This is a genomic window from Photobacterium lucens (assembly GCF_009873615.1).
Taxonomy (GTDB): Bacteria; Pseudomonadota; Gammaproteobacteria; order Enterobacterales; family Vibrionaceae; genus Photobacterium; species Photobacterium lucens.
This window is the reverse complement of record NZ_SSMG01000281.1, coordinates 13,415-33,065: the sequence shown is the minus strand read 5'-3', so window position 1 is coordinate 33,065 and position 19,651 is coordinate 13,415. Positions and strand designations below refer to the sequence as shown.

Below are 19,651 nucleotides of genomic sequence, written 5' to 3'. Positions count from 1 at the left end.
TTAAAAAGCTATACTAAGTTTCAAATCGAAACTTAATGTGTCATTTCAAAACTTATGTCTAAGCGTAATACTCAGCAACGTCGTCATGCTATTGCGGCGATGGTCAGTGCTGAAGGTGAAGTCAGTGTTGATGTATTGGCCAGCCACTTTTCTACTTCCGAAGTTACTATCCGTAAAGATCTCGCGGCATTAGAAAGCTCAGGTTTATTGTTGCGTCGTTATGGTGGTGCGATTTCAATGCCGAGTGAAATTGTCTCTACTGATTCTGCTGAAAAAGTTTCAGAACGAAAGCAAGCGATCGCATTAGCGGCTTCTGAGCTTATTCGCGATCACAATCGCATCATTGTTGATTGCGGTAGTACAACAGCAGCATTAATTAATTTGTTAGGTACTAAGCAAGGCTTGGTGGTAATGACTAACTCTTTGCAAGTCGCGAACGCATTAAATGCATTAGAAAACGAACCAACGCTGTTGATGACTGGTGGTACATGGGATCCCCACTCTGAGTCTTTCCAAGGCAAAGTCGCAGAATCAGTACTGCGATCTTACGATTTTGATCAGCTCTTTATTGGTGCGGATGGCATTGATATTGCTCGTGGTACTACGACCTTCAATGAGCTAATCGGATTAAGCCGGGTGATGGCTGAGGTATCGCGAGAAGTCGTGGTGATGATTGAGTCATGCAAGATTGGACGAAAAATTCCTAACTTAGAATTGGCATGGCAAGGAGTAAGTACGCTTATCACTGATGATGGCATGAGTGATGAAGATACAACAGCAATTGAGCAACAAGGCGTGCGAGTGATCCGTGCCTGTTGTGAACGATAACAAGTAGTAAAGGATAGACCGTTATGTGTGGGATTGTCGGTGCGGTAGCACAGCGTGATGTGGCAGAAATCTTAATCGAAGGTTTACGTCGTTTAGAATATCGTGGTTATGATTCAGCAGGTATTGCCGTTGTTGATGATCATCAGCTTCACCGTGTGCGACGAATGGGTAAAGTACAAGCCTTGGCTGAAGCCGTTGAGGCAACCCCGTTATTTGGTGGTACTGGTATAGCACATACGCGTTGGGCAACCCATGGTGAGCCATCAGAATCTAATGCTCACCCACATACTTCTGGCGAGCATATTGCTATTGTTCATAACGGTATTATTGAGAATCACCAAGCATTACGTGAGTTATTACAACAGCGTGGTTACGTATTTAGTTCTCAAACCGATACTGAAGTGATTGCTCACTTGGTTGAATGGGAACTGCGTTCTGCTGCGTCGTTACTTGAAGCAGTACAGAGAACAGTCACACAATTAGAAGGTGCTTACGGCACTGTGGTGATGGATAGTCGCGATCCCGAGCGCATTGTAGTAGCACGCTCTGGCAGTCCGTTAGTGATTGGTTTGGGCGTGGGTGAGAACTTCATTGCTTCTGATCAGTTAGCGTTATTGAATGTGACGCGACGCTTTATGTTTTTAGAAGAAGGTGATGTGGCGGAAGTTACCCGTCGTTCTATTTCGGTATTCAATCAAGCGGGTGAGCAAGTTGAGCGTGCGGTAACAGAATCGAATGTTCAACATGATGCGGCTGATAAAGGGATTTTTCGCCACTATATGCAAAAAGAGATCTTTGAGCAGCCAAGTGCCTTGATCAACACCATGGAAGGCAGGATCAGCAATGATAAAGTGATCATTGAAAGTTTTGGCAGCGATGCGAAAACGATCTTTGATAAAGTCGAGCATATTCAGATCATTGCCTGTGGTACATCATACAATGCGGGCATGGTCGCGCGTTACTGGTTTGAATCCATTGCTGGTATCAGTTGTGATGTGGAAATTGCTTCGGAGTTTCGCTACCGCAAGTTTGTTACCAGACCAAACAGCTTATTGCTGACCCTATCTCAGTCTGGTGAAACGGCAGATACTTTGGCCGCTCTTCGATTAGCACAAGAGAAAGGCTATATGGCGGCGATGACGATTTGTAACGTAGCTGGCTCATCATTGGTGCGTGAATCTGATTTAGTCTTTATGACTCGTGCAGGGGCTGAAATTGGAGTGGCATCGACCAAAGCTTTCACGACTCAACTGATTTCTTTATTGATGCTTGTGACCGCATTGGGTAAACAGCAAGGGAAAATTGACTCTCAAAAAGAGCGTCAAATTGTGCATGCCATGCAGCAATTACCTGTTTGTATTGAAAAAGCGCTAACCCTTGATAAGCCGATTGAGCAACTTGCAGAAGAGTTTAGTGATAAACACCATGCGCTCTTTTTAGGTCGTGGTGAGTTTTACCCTATTGCAGTGGAAGCCTCACTTAAGCTTAAAGAGATTTCGTACATTCATGCTGAAGCTTATGCTGCTGGTGAGTTAAAACATGGCCCATTAGCGCTGATTGATGCCGATATGCCTGTGATTGTGGTTGCGCCAACCAATGATTTATTGGAAAAGCTTAAATCCAATATTGAAGAAGTGCGTGCTCGCGGTGGTTTACTGTATGTCTTTGCTGATAGTGAAGCAGGTTTTGAGGCAACGGAAGGGATGAAAATCATCACAATGCCAAGTGTGGATGAAATTATTGCCCCGATTTTCTATACCATTCCGATGCAATTGCTGGCCTATCACGTTGCTTTAATTAAAGGAACTGATGTTGATCAGCCTCGGAATCTAGCAAAAGCGGTGACTGTTGAGTAATTAAAATTGACCATCATTGAAAAGACGCAGCAATGCGTCTTTTCTATTTTTTACGCCTAATCGTTTTGTTGCGAAATACAAAAATGTCTGTATTTCCATACGATGTGCAATTCAAATTAAGAATAATCTTCTACTCCTATCTTATCTGTTTGTTTTTAAAGTATAAAAAAAACTGACAAATTGGCTCGTCATCTGCAAAGCTGCAATAAGCATAATATTCTTCGCAGTGTGATTGGAGGAGAAGCATGACAGAGCCTAAGACCCAAATTGCTGCACGGATCAAAGAAGCAAGAGAGTGGAAAGGTTTGACTCAAGTGCATATGGCTCAGCAATTAAAAGTTGCGCGTCAAACCTATCTTGATTTGGAAACGGGAAAAACTGAGCCTAAAGTGCGTCTACTTTCTGAAATATCGGAAATTACAGAGCGTCCACTGACATGGTTTGTTTATGGTGATGAAGGAATAGAGATATTAGAAAGCGAATATAAAGAAGAGATCGATCGACTATTACAATTTTTCAGCCGCTTGCCTCACTCTGCTCGCCATATTATTTTGCAGCAATGTATTAATCTCGCCAGTTTTATGGCGGAGTACACACGTGCACTGACACATAAAAATAAATAAATTATCATCGATTTTAGTGTCTTATTTACTGTTCATTTGTGGATTTTAATTGCCTTATTTTGTTTGCACTGATGATGGCTGGTCACACTTTTACATTGATGACCATAGACATATTTTGGGGTGAAGAATAACGTAGGAAATTCCTTAGATTTAATACGGTATTGATGTCTATTATGAGCGACGTACCCCCTACTAATAAGATAAATAATACCGACCAGCAAATGGCACAATTGGCGCTGAAAATTCGTGAAGCGCGAGAGTGGAAAGGGATCACCCAAGTAGCTATGGCGAAGCAGCTTGGTGTGGCTCGTCAGACGTACCTAGATCTAGAATCAGGTAAAACTGAGCCAAGAGTGTTGATGTTATTAAATATAGCTAAGATCACCGGACGGTCGCTGAGTTGGTTTCTTTATGATGACGGTAATCCCGAGTACGGTGATATTAACCGTTTATCGATGCTGTATGCGCAAATGCCTTCTCCATTGCGTTATAAGATGGTAGAGCAAAATATCAATTTGATCTCATCTTGCCTTGAATATGCACTTGATAAACATTAATAATTTAGTGTCTATAAATGAAAAAATAAAAAGCAGCATTCGCTGCTTTTTTTATTTAAAGGCTTAGAGTTTTTATTGTGCTAAGAAAAACTTATAAGCTGGATTTTCTGTTTCATCTTTCCAGTGGTAGCCCAACTCTCGTAAATGACTGGTGAAAGACAGTAAATCTTTATCTTCTAATTCAAATCCACAAAGCACACGACCATAATCAGCACCGTGATTGCGGTAGTTAAACAAGCTGATATTCCAGCGGGTACCTAATGTTTTTAAGAAGCGAATAAGCGCGCCTGGGTATTCTGGGAATTCAAAGCTGTATAAACGTTCTTTTAATGGTTTTGATGGTCGCCCTCCAATCATATAGCGAACGTGTACTTTCGCCATTTCATCATCGGACAGATCGACTACCGGATAGCCGCCCTTTCGTAGATCTTGGATGATGCCATCAAGCTCTTCTTGACCTTGCATTAAACGCACACCAACAAACACATTTGCCAATGAATCATCGTTATAACGGTAGTTAAATTCAGTAACAGCACGTCCACCAATAAGGTGGCAGAAATCAAGAAAAGCGCCAGGACGTTCAGGAATAGTGACGGCTAACAGCCCTTCTCGTTTTTCACCCAGCTCACAACGCTCAGACACATAACGTAAACCATGAAAGTTAAGGTTTGCGCCTGATAAAATCGCCGCGAGTTGCTGATCTTTGAGTTGATGCAATTCTACGTACTTTTTAAGACCTGCTAATGATAAGGCTCCGGAAGGCTCAGCTATCGCTCGGGTATCTTCAAAGATATCTTTCACTGCTGAGCAAATTTCATCACTGCTTACTGTCACCACATCATCAAGGTATTGCTGACATAAACGGAAGGTTTCGCTACCAATACGTTTTACTGCCACACCATCAGCAAACATGCCGACTTGATCTAATGTGACGGGTTGGCCTGCATCAAGCGCTGCTTTTAAACAGGCTGAATCTTCAGCTTCGACCCCAACCACTTTAATTTCAGGTAAGAGTTGTTTTAAAAGCACGGCAACGCCTGCCGCTAAGCCGCCGCCACCAACAGGTACAAAAACACAATCGAGATGACCATTTTGCTGTACTAACTCAATACCGATGGTACCTTGTCCTGCAATCACCGATGGGTGATCGAAAGGCGGAATAAAGGTATAACCATGTTGCTCTGCAAGTTGTTCGGCATAGCCCTTAGCTTCATCAAAGTTACTGCCATGCAGCACCACATGCCCACCAAAACTGCGCACCGCATCAACTTTGATATCCGGTGTGGTGCGTGGCATCACAATCGTCGCTTTAACGCCAAGTTGCTGGCTTGATAAAGCTAAACCTTGTGCATGATTACCTGCTGATGCAGCAATAACACCTGCGGCTTTTTGCGACTCGGTGAGTTGCGACATCATGTTATAAGCGCCACGTAACTTAAATGAGTGAACCGGCTGGCGATCTTCTCGTTTTAGTTGGATCTGATTCGCTATCCTTGCGCTCAGACGAGACATATTTTGCAATGGGGTGACTTGCGCCACCTCATAGACTGGCGCTCGAAGGATATTGCGAAGATAGTCGGCTCCGCTAAGTAGCACTTCATCCGTGGCCTGTTTCACTTCGCTCATGATGATTATCCTTCTAGTTTAGACTTATCGCGAACAGCGCCTTTATCGGCACTGGTCGCTAAGTTGGCATAAGCCTTAAGGGCAAAAGATACCTGACGTTCACGATCGACTGGCTTCCAACCGCGTTGCTCTGTTGCTTCACGACGTGCAGCTAGAGTTGCTTCATCAACGTTGAGCTCAATGCTACGGTTTGGAATATCAATTGCGATGATATCGCCATTTTCAATTAAGCCTATGGTGCCGCCATTTGCCGCTTCTGGTGAAACGTGACCAATGGAAAGACCGCTAGTACCGCCAGAGAATCGACCATCAGTGATCAAGGCACATTCTTTACCTAAGCCCATAGATTTTAAGTAAGTGGTTGGGTAGAGCATCTCTTGCATGCCCGGACCGCCTTTTGGCCCTTCGTAACGAATCACTACCACATCGCCAGCTTTAACTTTGCCACCAAGGATGCCTTCTACTGCCGTCTCTTGGCTTTCAAAGACAATCGCAGGGCCAGTAAAGGTTAAACAGCTTTCATCAACCCCAGCGGTTTTAACGATACAGCCATCTAGCGCCATGTTGCCTGAAAGCACGGCAAGACCACCATCTTGGCTAAAGGCAAACTCTTTACTACGAATACAGCCGTTTTCGCGATCATCATCAAGGGTTTCCCAGCGGCAATCTTGTGAGAATGCTTGTGTGGTACGAATGCCAGCAGGGCCGGCGCGGAAGAAAGTTTTCACTGCTTCTGAATCGGTCACTTTGATGTCGTATTGGCGGAAACTTTCGGCAAAGGTTTCACCTAGCACGTTGTGACAGTCGCTATGGAATAAGCCGGCACGATCCAACTCACCAAGAATACTGTAAACACCGCCAGCACGGTGCACGTCTTCCATGTGATATTTCTGGGTAGATGGCGCCACTTTACATAGGTGTGGCACACGGCGTGACATGCGATCGATATCTGCCATGGTGAAGTCGACCTCGCCCTCTTGTGCAGCAGCTAATAGGTGCAAAACGGTATTCGTTGAACCACCCATTGCGATATCAAGTGCCATCGCATTTTCAAAGGCTTTTTTATTGGCAATATTGCGAGGTAAGACGGTTTCATCGTCTTGCTCATAGTAGCGCTTAGTGAGACCAACAATACGTTTACCTGCATTAATAAATAGCTGCTCACGATCAGCGTGGGTTGCCAGCATTGAGCCGTTACCAGGTTGGCTCAAACCAAGCGCTTCGGTTAAACAGTTCATGGAGTTCGCGGTAAACATCCCAGAACATGAACCACAAGTTGGGCATGCTGAACGTTCGATTTGCTCACTTTGCTCATCAGATACTGTTGGATCGGCACCTTGGATCATCGCATCAACCAAATCGAGTTTGATCACCTGCTCTGACAGCTTGGTTTTACCCGCTTCCATTGGGCCACCCGACACAAAAATCACAGGAATATTAAGGCGCATTGACGCCATTAGCATTCCCGGGGTGATTTTGTCACAGTTCGAAATACACACCATGGCATCGGCACAGTGGGCATTAACCATGTATTCAACAGAATCTGAGATCAGCTCACGTGATGGCAGTGAATAGAGCATACCTCCATGACCCATCGCAATGCCGTCATCAACAGCAATGGTATTGAACTCTTTGGCAATACCGCCCGCTTCTTCAATTTGTTTGGCAACCAGCTGACCTAAATCTTTTAAGTGGACGTGACCTGGAACAAATTGGGTAAAGGAGTTAACAACAGCGATGATAGGCTTACCGAAATCTTCATCTTTTACGCCAGTGGCACGCCAAAGCGCGCGAGCACCAGCCATATTTCGGCCATGGGTTGTGGTTGCAGAACGGTATTTAGGCATAACAGAAAATCCTTTTTGAGCACTGCCGCCAAGTTTCGGCGACAGTTTTGATATGTGTTGAGTGGCGATGCAGCGGGATTATTTCTCTGGGTAGACGTAATCTAGCCAGCCCCATTTGTCTTCGGTTTCACCATTAAACAAGCCGAAGTAAGCTGCTTGTAGCTCTTTTGTCACAGGTCCACGTTTACCTGAGCCTACCGTGATTTGATCCACACTGCGTACTGGCACGATTTCAGCAGCTGTTCCTGTCATGAAGATTTCATCGGCAAGGTATAAGGCTTCGCGCGCAATATTTTCTTCACGCACTTCATAACCACGCTCTTTCGCTAAGATCATGATGGTGTCACGGGTAATCCCCGGTAAGATCGCACTCGTTGTTGGTGGAGTTGAAAGTACGCCATTACTCACTACAAAAATGTTCTCGCCAGCACCTTCAGATAGGTAACCATCCACACTTAGCGCAATACCTTCTGCATAACCGTGGCGACGTGCTTCACTACCAACCAATAATGAAGATAGGTAGTTACCACCTGCTTTCGCTGCGGTTGGAATAGTATTTGGCGCGGCACGATTCCAACTAGAAATCATGGCATCAACGCCATTTTCAAGTGCTTCTTCACCAAGGTAAGAGCCCCAAGGGAAAGCTGCAACGATCAGATCCATTTTAGTATTAACAGGAGGACACACACCTAGACCTACATTACCAACATAACCTAGTGGGCGAATGTAGGCAGAGTCTAGCTTGTTGACACGGATCGTTTCACGACAGATCTCCATGAGCGCATCACAGCTATATGGAATAGGGAAACGGTAAATCTTCGCTGAATTTAGCAAGCGATCCATGTGCTCTTTATGACGAAAAACAGCGGGACCTTTCGGTGTGTTATAACAACGGATCCCTTCAAAAACTGAGGTGCCGTAGTGCATCGCATGGGTTAGAACGTGAACATTAGCATCAGCCCAAGGCACGATTTCACCGTTAAACCAAATATAATCTGCAGTATTTGCCATGTTGAATTCCCTTCTAAAAATTTAATCCTGTAACTGTAGGTTTGATGTTTCGACTTCAATAACATCCCACAGTTTTTCAATTTGGTTGATAAGCGTTGTGATTGGACGATCACTATCGACGATAATTTCGATTCTGGCTATCTTGCTGTGATGATTTTGCGTGGCATCGACTTTTTTGATAATAAAGCCACGGTGGCGGATCACACGTAAGATACGCTCAAGTAATACTGGCTTATCGTTTGCCGTAATGTTGAGTAAAAATCGTTCCATTAGGTATTCTCCAGCATATCTTGGTTTGCCGCACCCGGTGGTACTAGCGGCCAGACATTTTCTTCTTCATCAATTAGCACATGCAGTAAATAGGCTGTTTTGCTTGCTAGCATTTCTTCAAGAGCAGGTGCGACTTCTTCTTTACGGGTGATGGTTTTACCCGGTATATCAAAAGCTTTCGCTAGCATTACAAAATCAGGGTTGTCATCTAGAATTGTTTCGCTGTGGCGACCATCGAAAAACAGCGACTGCCATTGGCGAACCATGCCTAAACGCTGGTTATTAATAAGCACCATTTTCACCGGAATATTGCGGCGTTTCAGTGTGCCTAGCTCTTGCACGTTCATCATGAAAGAGCCATCACCCGTGATCAGAATTGATTGATCATCAGGTCGTGCGACACTTGCTCCCATCGCTGCTGGCAAGCCAAAGCCCATGGTGCCAAGTCCTGCTGAAGTGATGTAATTTTGCGGTGCTCGAGGTTGAATATGCTGTGCTGCCCACATTTGATGCTGACCAACATCGGTCGAGATCATGCTGCTGTCGGGCATCATATCGGATAACTGTTTTAGCATTAGTGGTGCATAGATCAGATCGCCTGGATGGTCGTAACGCCATTTACCTATTTTACGAACATGCTCGCTGTGAGTGAGCCAGCGGCTGATATCTTGGCTTAGTTCAAGCTGCGGTAGAATGACATTAATATCACCACGCAGTGGTGCATCAGCATGACGTAATTTGCTAAATTCTGCCGCATCAATATCGATATGAATAACTTTGGCGTGTGGAGCGAAAGTATCGAGTTTTCCAGTTACGCGATCGTCAAAACGCGCACCCACCACGATCAATAAGTCTGCCTCTTGTACCACTAAGTTTGCCGCTTTGGTACCGTGCATACCTAGCATACCCAGAAAGTGTGGATCATGACGTTCAATTGAGCCTAAGCCTTTTAGCGTACTCACTGATGGCATTGGGTTTAGTGCTAAAAACTGGCGTACAGTGTCTGTTGCGTGAGCAATTTGTACCCCGCCACCGACATATAGAACAGGGCGATGACTTTGATCGAGTAGCTGTTGCGCAGCTTGAATGGCTTCTGCTGTTGTGGTCGGAATTGCAGGACTATCAATAACTGGTAGTAATTCGGTAGGTGCTTGTGCAAGTTGCACATCTTTTGCTATATCGACAATAACTGGGCCTGGACGCCCTGCTTTTGCAACAACAAAGGCTTCAGCCAATGTAGGTGCTAGCTCGTTGATATCGGTTACTAGATAGCTGTGTTTGGTACACGATAACGACATACCGATCACATCCATTTCTTGGAAAGCATCAGTACCAATATGAGAGCTAGCAACCTGTCCTGTGATGGCAACCAGTGGTACAGAATCCATAAAGGCATCTGCAAGACCGGTTACAAGGTTAGTTGCGCCAGGACCTGATGTTGCCATACAGACGGCAACATCTTGTGTTGATCTTGCCATGCCGATGGCTGCCATTGCCGCCCCTTGTTCGTGGCGACAAAGAATGTGTTCAACACCGCCGTCATATAGTGCGTCATAAATTGGCATGATGGCACCGCCAGGGTAACCAAAAACGGTTTTTATCCCCTGCTGTTGTAGTGCTTGTACAACTAATTCTGCCCCTGTCATCGCAGCTCCTTGCTTGCTTTGATAGATAGTGTAGAAGTGATTAATTCACTCAAATCCATTTGTTGAAAAAAGCCCCCGAACTTCTCAGTGCGGGGGCTTTTTGTTTGCATTCTTTGCGCTATTTTACGCCAGCAAATCCCCGCTGCGGTGACAGAATCACCACAATGACGTTAATAATGAGTACTAGGGATGTTGTTGCTAAACGCATGTGTATTTGTCCAACTTTTGTTGTCTACTTGTTGCTATATGTTAGTGGTAACACAGACATCTATCGCATGACAAGCAAAAAGTGTGGTTTTTTTAGCAAACAAGCTGCATTTACAGGCATCTTATGAAACCCAAAAGCAATATTTCATTAACTAATGATTTTTTATCTCTGTGGGATGATGTATCGATGACACTTGCAATTGTTCATAGCCGAGCCTGTGTAGGTGTGCAGGCACCACCAGTTACGGTTGAAGTACATTTAAGTAATGGTCTACCAAGTTTTACGTTAGTGGGATTGCCTGAGACCACGGTCAAAGAGGCCAAAGATCGGGTTCGTAGCGCGATTATTAATGCTAATTTTGAGTTCCCTTCTCGGCGTATTACCGTCAACTTAGCCCCTGCTGATTTACCGAAAGAAGGCGGACGTTTTGATCTGCCCATCGCCCTCGGTATTCTCGCCGCTTCTGGGCAAATTCCGTCTGATAAGCTAAGCGATCATGAGTTTATTGGTGAGCTTGCACTCTCCGGTGAGTTGCGCCCTGTTAAAGGGGCTTTACCAGCGGCATTGGCGGCACTGAAAGCCAAACGTTGTTTTGTGGTGCCTGATCGTAATGGCGATCAAGTGGCGTTAGTGGGTAAAGAGACCCATAAATCAGCAGCAAGCTTACTGGCGGTTTGTGGTTATCTTTGTGGGCAGCAACAATTAGAGTTGCAGTTTGCAGAGTATCGCAATCAAACCGATGAGCATAATGATCGAGACATGCAAGATATCATTGGTCAACAACAAGGAAAGCGCGCATTAGAAATAGCAGCGGCTGGCGGTCACAACTTATTGTTTCTAGGGCCGCCAGGAACGGGCAAAACCATGCTAGCCTCAAGACTGTGTGATTTATTACCGCCAATGAGTCATGAAGAAGCGTTAGAAACCGCTGCTGTTACTTCGCTTACTCAGCAATCATTACATCAAGGTAATTGGCTTAAACGCCCGTTTCGTACCCCACACCATTCAAGTTCGATGGCGGCTTTAGTGGGCGGTGGCTCTGTGCCAAAACCGGGAGAAATATCACTTGCTCACAATGGCTTACTGTTCTTAGATGAAATGCCCGAGTTTGAGCGCAAAGTGCTCGATTCATTACGGGAGCCGCTTGAGTCCGGACATATCGTGATTTCTCGCGCTAGCAGTAAAACCACCTTTCCTGCCCGCTTTCAGCTGATTGGCGCATTAAATCCGAGTCCGTCTGGTTATTATGATGGCAATCAAACACGTACTAATCCTCAAGCGATATTGCGCTATTTAAGCCGTTTGAGTGGACCATTACTTGATAGGTTTGATATGTCGATTGAGATCCCAGCCTTGCCTCGTGGCACATTAACCGAAGGTGGTGATCGGGGCGATACGACTGCCGTGATTAAGTCTCGGGTCGATCAGGCAAGAGAGCGAATGTTAGCGAGAAGTGGCAAAGTGAATGCGTTGCTATCAACCCGAGAGCTCGATCAACATTGTCCACTGCAGCAAGCAGATGCGGCTTTTTTAGAAAACGCACTGCATCAGCTAGGGCTATCGATTAGGGCGTATCATCGGATTATTAAAGTGGCACGCACGATTGCAGATTTAGCTGGTGAAACCAGTATTGGTCGTGGGCATCTTGCTGAAGCATTGGGTTATCGTTCGATGGATAGGCTCTTAAAGCAGATCAATAGCCAAGTGGTGTAGCTAAGTAAGCATAGTTATTAGGTAAGAAAAAAGGGCCATTCGGCCCTTTTTGTAATATTGAGGTTGTGCGATTACTTTTTCAGTAAGTAGTTAACTAGTTCAAAGTACTCATCAGCAGATTTGATCTTACCGGTTTTCACTAGGTATTTGTTGTTAACTACCACAGCAGGCACGCCTGTTAGACCTGCATCTTCAAAGGCTTTATCAAAACGGCTTACCATAGAGTTAACGGCAAAGCTGTTGAATGCGCCATCAAACTCAGCAGCAGGAACACCTTCATCGATGAAGATTTGGCGCACTTCTTCTTCATTGCGTGGTGGTTTGTTTAGGGTGTGAATGCGGTTAAAGAATACTGGCACCATTTTATCTTGTACACCTAGTACTACAGACGTTGCGAACGCTTTGCTCATCACTTTGCCCATTGGGCCACCCATGAAAGACACATGCATTTTTTGTAGCTTGGCATTTTCAGGTAGCTTCGTTTTTAGCTGCTTGATCATTGGCTCAAATTGGTAACAGTGTGGGCAGTACAATGAGAAGAACTCGGTCACAATAGGGGTTTCAGACTTAGGTTGATCGAGAACTTGGTAGTAATCGCCTTCTGTGAATTTTGCAGCATGTACAGAAAACGACAGTAATGCAGCGCTGGCTAACGTAAGTAACTTCTTGAACATTGGTATGACTCCCTGATTGTCCTTGTCATGGCTATAGATATAACCTGAGTTTTTATATTAATGATTGTTGTTATTACCACTGAGGCATAAGTTGCAATGGTGCTTCATTCAGTGATGCAATTTGTTCTTTAAATGCAAGTACTTGCTCTTCCCAATATTTTGCATCAGCAAACCATGGGAATGCACGTGGAAACGCAGGATCTTGCCAGCGTTTTGCTAACCATGCCATATAATGCACCATTCTAAGACCGCGTAAAGGCTCAATTAGTTGCAATTGGCGCTGATCAAACTCTGCAAATTCACCATACGCTTCTAATAAGGCATCAAGCTGAGCTAATTGATCGGCACGCTCACCGTTAAGTAGCATCCACAGATCTTGGATTGCAGGACCATTACGGGCATCGTCAAGATCGACAAACAGTGGCCCATCACGCCAGAGAATATTCCCCGGGTGACAATCACCGTGAAGGCGAATAGCTTGCCAATCCGTTGACCAATGTTGCTCAAGAACACTAATTAACGTATCAAGATCGGCGAAGAACGTGGCTTTTAGGTGATCGGGAATAAATGGGCTATTCGCCAATAATTGGCGAGGCTGATAAACGTACTCTTCCATTCCCATGGTGGGACGATGTTTGAAAGCTTGGCGTTGCCCGACTTGGTGAATGCGGCCTAAATAGCGTCCTACCCATTCCAGTTGATCAAAATTATCGACTTCAAATTGGCGTCCACCGACACTTGGAAATAGCGCAAAACGGTGATCATTGAAGTTATGTAGCGTTTGTCCATTGATCGCAATCGGTGCTGCTACAGGAATGTCGGCTTCCACTAACTCTTGGGTAAATTGATGCTCTTCGGCAATTTGCTCATCGCTCCAACGTCCAGAGCGATAGAATTTGGTGACGTAGCGCGCCCCATCTTCCGCTTTAAATTGGTAAACCCTATTTTCATAGCTGTTAAGTGCAAGTAATCCAGATTCCGCGTGAACATCAATGCTATCTAATGCATCAAGTAGTAACTCGGGGGTGAGATCTGAAAAACAAAAATCGTTTTTTTCCATGGAGCAGCCCTAAAGACAGAGAGTAAGCCACTAGTGTACCTCAATCTCTGTATTGCGAAATCAAAAGGGTCGTTACCCGACCCTTTCAAATAGTGTGTTTAGTCATTAGTTTAGCGAAGCTTACCAATAAATCGACTTTCTGTGCTTAACGAATGTTGCTCATCGCCTTGCCCTGTTGAGAGCACAAAGCGGATGTTAATGATCGGCTCTTTTAAATCATAAGGGTCGACCCCTAAGCTGATCGGTAAGCTCACAATATTACCTGCATCAACGGTGATCACTTGCGGGCCATACCATTGAATATCATCAATCCCTTCAGCTGTTAGGGTAAAGGTGGTGTCTTGTTGGAACTTATTGATGATTTTCAGGGTATAGGTATTTTCAATTAAGCCTTGGTCGTTTTCTTTAAACAGCTGGGTGCGATCGCGGATCACATCCAAACCCATTGGCTGAATAGTATTAAGTAATACGAAAAATAGCCCAATCATAGCCACCAGAACCGAGCCATAGCCGATTAATTTTGGTCGTAAGACTTTGGTTTTCTGCCCTGCTAATTGGTGCTCTGTGGTATAGCTGATCAACCCTTTCTCATAGCCCATTTTATCCATGGTTTGATCGCAGGCATCAACACAGGCACCACAGTTAATGCACTCATATTGCATTCCTTCTCGAATATCGATGCCTGTTGGGCACACTTGGACACAAAGGTTACAGTCAATACAGTCACCAAGCCCTTGCTCGGCAGGGTTTGCTTTACGAGATCGTGGGCCGCGTTTCTCTCCTCGTCGAGTGTCATAGCCAACAATGTAGCTGTCTTTATCAAACATAGCGGATTGAAAACGTGCATAAGGGCACATGTGGATACACACAATGGAGCGCATCCAGCCAGCATTGACGTAAGTACAAATAGTGAAAAAAAGTACCCAAAAGGTTATCCAAGCCGACGACTGCCAAGTGAAGAATTCTACAAGCAGGGTTTTGATTGGGATGAAATAGCCAACAAAACTGAGTGCGGTAATAAGCGCAATCACCACCCATGCAATGTGTTTAAGGGTTTTACGCACAGCAAGGTTAAAGGTCATGGGTAAAGCATCTTGGCGACGGCGTTTATTGGCAGCACCTTCGAGTTTTTCTTCAAACCAAATATAGATAAACGTCCATACCGTTTGAGGACAGAAATAGCCGCACCAGACACGGCCGAGGAATGTTGTGATAAAAAATAATGCAAAGGCCGCAATCATAAACAGGAGTGCAAGCAAGGTGAGATCTTGCGGCCAGAACGTGGTGCCAAAGAAGTAGAATTGCTGATCATTAACATCGAGTAATACGGCTTGGCGCCCATGGAAAGTGATCCAAGGTAAGCCTAAAAAGAGCAGCATTAATAGGCTACCCATTCGTTGCCTTAACCGTTGATAAATCCCTTTTACTGCTCTGACGTAGAGTTGTTCACTTGGGTTGAAGCGATCTGCATTAATGACGGTTGTGGTAGGTTGTTTCTCGGCTGTGATGTCTTTTATTTTGATTTTATCAGCGCTCATAACATAGCATTCCTTGCGTGGCACGAAGTGTAATTGTTAATGGTTATCGTGCTTTGTTAATGGAATGATTGTAACGTATGGTGCTCTGTTGACCTAAAATCAGTGCCGAAATTGATGGTTTGGACACAAAAAAAGCCAGTGTGAAAACTGGCTTTTTGAATTATTGGGTGGCGCGTACGATAATTATTGAGTTACTTAATGATACCGCGAGCACGTAAGATCGCTGTTTTGAAGTCATCTTCGCAATCTTTTGCAATACCAGGGATCATCGCATCTTTATCACTGTTACGCATTTTCAGATGGTAAATAAGTACATCATCAGTAAGTGATTCTAAAGGTCCTTCGTATTGGGCTTCTTTGGCAAGTTTTAGAATGAATTCCACCAAGTTTAGATCGGGATCTTTTTGCCACTCAGGGTGAATAAGTTCGATGAGCTCATTAACGCGATGCGTTTTCATAGTTACTCCGTGGTTCGGGCTGAGTAATCGTTACACGATTTAATTGTCATAGTTTTAATAGGGATAAACTATAACAAAGTCGGCAGGGATACAATCTGTTGTTATGCAGAGCAATGACAAAAGAAAGTAAAAAAAAGCAGCGGAGGCTGCTTTATAGAAATGTTTTATTTATGATCACGCTGTCTGTTGAGAAAGTGGTGATATCAGAGTTTGTTCATCAAACTGATCGCTTTTTAATGCGATATCTGTATTGGTTAATGAAACCTCAACCATTGCTGCTTTTTTCGTTTTAAAATGCGGCGCATGCGCAGTGGTGCGATAACGTGAAGGACTACGATGGGTACTTGCATACCTGACGGGAGATGCTGGTCGCATAAATCACCTATTGTCAGGCTCATCCTTGGCCGGAAGTTGTAAGCTGATAACTGAAGGGAAGATTCCCTACTGGGTTGACCCCATCCATCAGAATATCGCTTGGCTATTAATCAATTTGTGCTGAGAATAACAATAGTGATTTCAAAAGTCGAGCAAAAAGTAGCCAGTAAAATGCTAATATTGAAGCGTTGAGACGGATGAATCAGCACAACGCAAAAAAATAACGGTAAAAGTTATTTAGCTCGATGTATTCACATTTGTTTATGTTGTAATACGCCGTTTGTGTTACACAGCCCATATTGTATGGGCGATCCATATTATAAAAAGAAAGCCTTGGGAGAGGATGTATGGAGCAGGAGCAGCGACGTATTGTTGCCAACCGAAACTTATCTTATCGATTAGCCGAATCTATCGGTCGTCGTATTTTGGCGGGCGAAACGGCACCAGGTGATATTTTGCCGGGTGAAGTCGAATTAGGTGAAATGTATGGTGTAAGCCGTACAGCTGTTCGTGAGGCAATCAAAATGTTGGCTGCCAAGGGAATGGTATTGCCTCGTCCGCGCATTGGTACGCGCGTGATGCCAAAAAAGAACTGGAATTACCTTGATCAAGATTTATTAGCTTGGTTAGATTTCGATGCAGATTCTGAGTTACTGACTGAATATCAACAAGCACGTTTGATGTTAGAGCCGGAAGCGGCTGCATTAGCGGCTATTCATGCAACTGATGAAGAGCGTCGAGAGTTGCAAGAGTTACTCGCAGAAATGCACCAAATGGGTGAGAACTTCGATCAAGAGCATTGGATTGAAGTGGATACGCGTTTCCATCAGTTGATCTATTTTGCTTCTGGTAATCACTTTATCAGTCCATTTGGTAACTTATTTAAAGCGGTATTTGAAAATTACTTCCGTGTCGTAACACGTAAGCGTATTTTAAAACTTGATGCTCACCAGCAGATCGTCGATGGCATTATTGCCCGCGATCCTGATGCTGCACGACAAGCCACATTATCCTTATTAAATAAGTGATCAGAGAAACGGAGCTAAATGCTCCGTTTTTTATTGCTTACAATTTTTACTATCGGTAATACAAATATCACCAATCCTCTCTTGCTTATTTTCAGCTTACAAGTGTAAGCTGAGAGCATAATAACAAAGTCATGATGTCATGTCGGTAGAGGAAGAAGATCAATGGGTAAAGCAGTCGCATCTGAATCTGGGTATTCAGTTGCCGAAGAAGCAGCAAACAGTATTAGTCATGGTATTGGCTTACTGTTTGGGTTGTTTGGTTTATATCTGTTGCTTGAAAAAGCATTTGCGCTAAACGCTGATACGTTAAGCATTGTGAGTTATACCGTGTATGCCGTGAGCATGATATTGCTCTATCTGGCATCCACCTTGTATCACTCTGTCTCTTCAGTGAAAGCCAAACGGGCATTAAAGACTTTTGATCATTGTGCGATTTATTTGCTGATCGCTGGCACTTATACTCCTTTCTTATTAATAGCCTTACGCACTCCCTTGGCGATAGGGTTAATGACGGTGATTTGGGCTCTGGCGTTGATCGGAATTATTGCCAAAATTGCTTTTGTGTATCGGTTTAAAAAGCTCTCTTTGATCACCTATCTCACCATGGGATGGTTATCGCTGATTGTGATTTATCAATTGGCAATATCTCTTTCAACTGGTGGTTTGGTGCTACTGGCATTAGGTGGTGTTATCTACTCGCTGGGTGTGATTTTTTACGTTAATAAACGCATCCCTTACAACCATGCGATTTGGCATTTGTTTGTATTAGGTGGTTCGATTTGCCATTTCTGCGCGATTTATTTCTACGTCAATCCGGTGTCGTGACTTAAATATTTAAGATAAAAAAAGAGAGCGCACTGCGCTCTCTTTGTTTTTACTGTTTAAATTAATCTCGCCAGAAAGCCGGAGAAAACACCACTAATACAGTTAGGATCTCTAAACGCCCCATCAACATCCCTAAACTTAATGTCCACTTAGACAGATCAGGCAAGCTGGCAAAGTTACCAGTAGGACCAATGATATCACCCATACCTGGACCAACGTTCGCCACAGCTGTTACAGCACCAGTAATACTGGTGATTGGATCAAGTCCTTGCAGACCAAGTACTGCGGCAATAAAGATGATTGTCATTATAAACGTCAGTACTAAAGCGACTACTGAGCGGACAATTTCTTCTGTCACAGGACGCCCATTGTAACGTTGGATAAACAGCGCTGATGGGTGGATCGATTGCATGATTTGCTTACGTAATAAGGCAAAAGCGATCTGGAAACGGAAGATTTTAATACCGCCACTGGTTGAGCCTGAACATGCACCCACTAATAGCGTGAAAGCGAAAATGATGCTCGGCAGTGGTCCCCATGCAGTGAAATCACCTAAGCCAAACCCTGTGGTTGTGACAACAGAAATAATGTTGAAAAACGACAAACGTAGCGCATCCATCACCGAATAATCTTTATTGAAGATCAAGCAGGCTGCCACAATCAAACTCGCGACGGTCACAAATAAGGCATAGCCTTTTACCTGTGCATCGCCAAATAAGGTTTTGGGATGACGCTTTTTCAACGCTTGGACGAACAGTAAAAATGGCAAACCACCTGCAAACATAAAGACAGTAGCAACCCACTGTGCGCTGTGCGAGAAGTGATTCATTGAGCCGTCTGAGGTTGAATATCCACCGGTCGAAATGGTAGTGAAAGCATGGTTAATCGCATCAAAGGTATTCATCCCTGCAAACATAAACGAAATGATACAAAGCAGGGTTAAAGTGAGATAAACATTAACGATATTCTTCGCTACGCTTTTGGTTCGTGGTGAGCTTTTATCTGACCAATCTGAAGATTCAGTTTGGAACAGGCGCATACCACCGACGTTCAGCATCGGTAGAATAGCTACCGCCATCACGATGAAGCCCACCCCGCCTAACCACTGTAAGGTTGAACGCCACAGCAAAATACTGGGCGCCATATCATCTAAACCACTTAACACCGTAGAGCCCGTGGTGGTGATCCCTGACATGGTCTCAAAGTAGGCATCAGTGAAGCTAATGTGGTTGATAAATACAAACGGCAAGGCGGCAAAGGCACTAGCAACGGTCCAAACCAAGGTGGTGATCAAAAACATATCACGCACACTGAGTTTGAATTCAGGTGTCTTGCCTAGGGTTAAAAATAAAAAGGCCACAGAGTGGGTGATCAATACCGCGGTAGCGAAATCAATAAACCCTTCTGTACCTGTAAAAAAGGCGACTAATGTCGGCACGTACATGAACAGGGCTAGCTTAGATAGCACTAACCCTAGAACAAACAGTATGGGACGATAATTAACCATG

At 44.3% G+C, this 19,651-nt stretch carries 18 protein-coding genes; 7 read left to right on the top strand and 11 right to left on the bottom strand.

Annotation, left to right across the window (positions count from 1 at the left end; translation table 11 throughout):
- The first annotated feature begins 54 nt into the window (after positions 1-54).
- The 4 genes from E5A76_RS12010 (at position 55) to E5A76_RS11995 (ending at position 3,864) form a co-directional block, all read left to right on the top strand.
- Complete coding sequence (locus E5A76_RS12010; RefSeq protein WP_161119083.1) at positions 55-828, top strand: DeoR/GlpR family DNA-binding transcription regulator; 774 nt, start codon at positions 55-57, stop codon at positions 826-828.
- 23 nt (positions 829-851) lie between these two features.
- Complete coding sequence (glmS, locus tag E5A76_RS12005; RefSeq protein ID WP_161119082.1) at positions 852-2,684, top strand: glutamine--fructose-6-phosphate transaminase (isomerizing); 1,833 nt, start codon at positions 852-854, stop codon at positions 2,682-2,684.
- 245 nt (positions 2,685-2,929) lie between these two features.
- The gene (locus E5A76_RS12000) at positions 2,930-3,307 is read left to right on the top strand and encodes a helix-turn-helix transcriptional regulator (RefSeq protein ID WP_053986540.1); all 378 of its coding nucleotides are present in this window, start codon (positions 2,930-2,932) and stop codon (positions 3,305-3,307) included.
- 164 nt (positions 3,308-3,471) lie between these two features.
- Entirely contained in the window at positions 3,472-3,864 is a 393-nt protein-coding gene (locus tag E5A76_RS11995; protein WP_164488047.1) for a helix-turn-helix transcriptional regulator, read from the top strand.
- A 72-nt stretch (positions 3,865-3,936) separates the two neighbouring features.
- Here E5A76_RS11995 and ilvA read toward each other — a convergent pair whose 3' ends face one another.
- From ilvA to ilvG, 5 genes are all read right to left on the bottom strand, one after another.
- Positions 3,937-5,490 carry a threonine ammonia-lyase, biosynthetic gene (gene ilvA / locus E5A76_RS11990; RefSeq protein WP_161119081.1) on the bottom strand — a complete coding sequence of 518 codons (1,554 nt, stop codon included), beginning with the start codon at positions 5,488-5,490 and terminating at the stop codon, positions 3,937-3,939.
- Between the two features lie 5 nt (positions 5,491-5,495).
- On the bottom strand, positions 5,496-7,337 hold the full coding sequence (gene ilvD / locus E5A76_RS11985) for a dihydroxy-acid dehydratase (RefSeq protein WP_053986542.1): 1,842 nt from the start codon (positions 7,335-7,337) through the stop codon (positions 5,496-5,498).
- A 78-nt stretch (positions 7,338-7,415) separates the two neighbouring features.
- Complete coding sequence (gene ilvE / locus E5A76_RS11980) at positions 7,416-8,348, bottom strand: branched-chain-amino-acid transaminase (protein ID WP_161119080.1); 933 nt, start codon at positions 8,346-8,348, stop codon at positions 7,416-7,418.
- Positions 8,349-8,369: 21 nt separating this feature from the next.
- Positions 8,370-8,618, bottom strand: a complete 249-nt coding sequence (gene ilvM, locus E5A76_RS11975) for an acetolactate synthase 2 small subunit (RefSeq protein ID WP_008988341.1) — start codon at positions 8,616-8,618, stop codon at positions 8,370-8,372.
- On the bottom strand, positions 8,618-10,264 hold the full coding sequence (ilvG, locus tag E5A76_RS11970) for an acetolactate synthase 2 catalytic subunit (protein ID WP_045064187.1): 1,647 nt from the start codon (positions 10,262-10,264) through the stop codon (positions 8,618-8,620). Before ilvG ends, ilvM begins: the two co-directional genes overlap by 1 nt.
- Before the next feature lie 394 nt (positions 10,265-10,658).
- Here ilvG and E5A76_RS11965 point away from each other — a divergent pair, with 394 nt between their 5' ends.
- Positions 10,659-12,185, top strand: coding sequence for a YifB family Mg chelatase-like AAA ATPase (locus E5A76_RS11965; RefSeq protein ID WP_161119079.1), 1,527 nt, complete (start codon positions 10,659-10,661; stop codon positions 12,183-12,185).
- A gap of 71 nt (positions 12,186-12,256) precedes the next feature.
- On the opposite strand, the gene E5A76_RS11960 is transcribed toward E5A76_RS11965, so the two are convergent.
- From E5A76_RS11960 to E5A76_RS11940, 5 genes are all read right to left on the bottom strand, one after another.
- Complete coding sequence (locus tag E5A76_RS11960) at positions 12,257-12,859, bottom strand: thiol:disulfide interchange protein DsbA/DsbL (protein WP_053986545.1); 603 nt, start codon at positions 12,857-12,859, stop codon at positions 12,257-12,259.
- 73 nt (positions 12,860-12,932) lie between these two features.
- On the bottom strand, positions 12,933-13,919 hold the full coding sequence (locus tag E5A76_RS11955; protein ID WP_161119078.1) for a serine/threonine protein kinase: 987 nt from the start codon (positions 13,917-13,919) through the stop codon (positions 12,933-12,935).
- Between the two features lie 110 nt (positions 13,920-14,029).
- Positions 14,030-15,457: a cytochrome c oxidase accessory protein CcoG gene (ccoG, locus tag E5A76_RS11950; protein ID WP_161119077.1), complete on the bottom strand. Its 1,428-nt coding sequence runs from the start codon at positions 15,455-15,457 to the stop codon at positions 14,030-14,032.
- Between the two features lie 191 nt (positions 15,458-15,648).
- Entirely contained in the window at positions 15,649-15,915 is a 267-nt protein-coding gene (locus tag E5A76_RS11945; RefSeq protein ID WP_053986548.1) for a YihD family protein, read from the bottom strand.
- 174 nt (positions 15,916-16,089) lie between these two features.
- Positions 16,090-16,290, bottom strand: a complete 201-nt coding sequence (locus E5A76_RS11940; RefSeq protein WP_053986549.1) for a hypothetical protein — start codon at positions 16,288-16,290, stop codon at positions 16,090-16,092.
- Between the two features lie 347 nt (positions 16,291-16,637).
- On the opposite strand from E5A76_RS11940, the gene E5A76_RS11935 reads away from it, so the two are divergent.
- Both E5A76_RS11935 and trhA read left to right on the top strand, forming a co-directional pair.
- On the top strand, positions 16,638-17,318 hold the full coding sequence (locus E5A76_RS11935; RefSeq protein ID WP_008988349.1) for a FadR/GntR family transcriptional regulator: 681 nt from the start codon (positions 16,638-16,640) through the stop codon (positions 17,316-17,318).
- Positions 17,319-17,480: 162 nt separating this feature from the next.
- Positions 17,481-18,143: a PAQR family membrane homeostasis protein TrhA gene (gene trhA / locus E5A76_RS11930; RefSeq protein WP_053986551.1), complete on the top strand. Its 663-nt coding sequence runs from the start codon at positions 17,481-17,483 to the stop codon at positions 18,141-18,143.
- Between the two features lie 61 nt (positions 18,144-18,204).
- On the opposite strand, the gene E5A76_RS11925 is transcribed toward trhA, so the two are convergent.
- Positions 18,205-19,650, bottom strand: a complete 1,446-nt coding sequence (locus E5A76_RS11925) for a TrkH family potassium uptake protein (RefSeq protein ID WP_045070215.1) — start codon at positions 19,648-19,650, stop codon at positions 18,205-18,207.
- Between the last annotated feature and the right edge of the window lies 1 nt (position 19,651).

What these genes read in the sequence shown, in the direction of transcription:
- E5A76_RS11945 (WP_053986548.1), bottom strand. Translation starts at nt 15,915, where the DNA reads ATGAAAACGCATCGCGTTAATGAGCTCATCGAACTTATTCACCCTGAG.
- E5A76_RS11935 (WP_008988349.1), top strand. Translation starts at nt 16,638, where the DNA reads ATGGAGCAGGAGCAGCGACGTATTGTTGCCAACCGAAACTTATCTTAT.
- ccoG (WP_161119077.1), bottom strand. Translation starts at nt 15,457, where the DNA reads ATGAGCGCTGATAAAATCAAAATAAAAGACATCACAGCCGAGAAACAA.
- ilvD (WP_053986542.1), bottom strand. Translation starts at nt 7,337, where the DNA reads ATGCCTAAATACCGTTCTGCAACCACAACCCATGGCCGAAATATGGCT.
- E5A76_RS11965 (WP_161119079.1), top strand. Translation starts at nt 10,659, where the DNA reads ATGACACTTGCAATTGTTCATAGCCGAGCCTGTGTAGGTGTGCAGGCA.
- ilvM (WP_008988341.1), bottom strand. Translation starts at nt 8,618, where the DNA reads ATGGAACGATTTTTACTCAACATTACGGCAAACGATAAGCCAGTATTA.
- E5A76_RS11955 (WP_161119078.1), bottom strand. Translation starts at nt 13,919, where the DNA reads ATGGAAAAAAACGATTTTTGTTTTTCAGATCTCACCCCCGAGTTACTA.
- E5A76_RS11995 (WP_164488047.1), top strand. Translation starts at nt 3,472, where the DNA reads ATGTCTATTATGAGCGACGTACCCCCTACTAATAAGATAAATAATACC.
- E5A76_RS11960 (WP_053986545.1), bottom strand. Translation starts at nt 12,859, where the DNA reads ATGTTCAAGAAGTTACTTACGTTAGCCAGCGCTGCATTACTGTCGTTT.
- E5A76_RS12000 (WP_053986540.1), top strand. Translation starts at nt 2,930, where the DNA reads ATGACAGAGCCTAAGACCCAAATTGCTGCACGGATCAAAGAAGCAAGA.
- E5A76_RS12010 (WP_161119083.1), top strand. Translation starts at nt 55, where the DNA reads ATGTCTAAGCGTAATACTCAGCAACGTCGTCATGCTATTGCGGCGATG.
- glmS (WP_161119082.1), top strand. Translation starts at nt 852, where the DNA reads ATGTGTGGGATTGTCGGTGCGGTAGCACAGCGTGATGTGGCAGAAATC.
- trhA (WP_053986551.1), top strand. Translation starts at nt 17,481, where the DNA reads ATGGGTAAAGCAGTCGCATCTGAATCTGGGTATTCAGTTGCCGAAGAA.
- ilvA (WP_161119081.1), bottom strand. Translation starts at nt 5,490, where the DNA reads ATGAGCGAAGTGAAACAGGCCACGGATGAAGTGCTACTTAGCGGAGCC.
- ilvG (WP_045064187.1), bottom strand. Translation starts at nt 10,264, where the DNA reads ATGACAGGGGCAGAATTAGTTGTACAAGCACTACAACAGCAGGGGATA.
- E5A76_RS11925 (WP_045070215.1), bottom strand. Translation starts at nt 19,650, where the DNA reads ATGGTTAATTATCGTCCCATACTGTTTGTTCTAGGGTTAGTGCTATCT.
- ilvE (WP_161119080.1), bottom strand. Translation starts at nt 8,348, where the DNA reads ATGGCAAATACTGCAGATTATATTTGGTTTAACGGTGAAATCGTGCCT.
- E5A76_RS11940 (WP_053986549.1), bottom strand. Translation starts at nt 16,290, where the DNA reads ATGCGACCAGCATCTCCCGTCAGGTATGCAAGTACCCATCGTAGTCCT.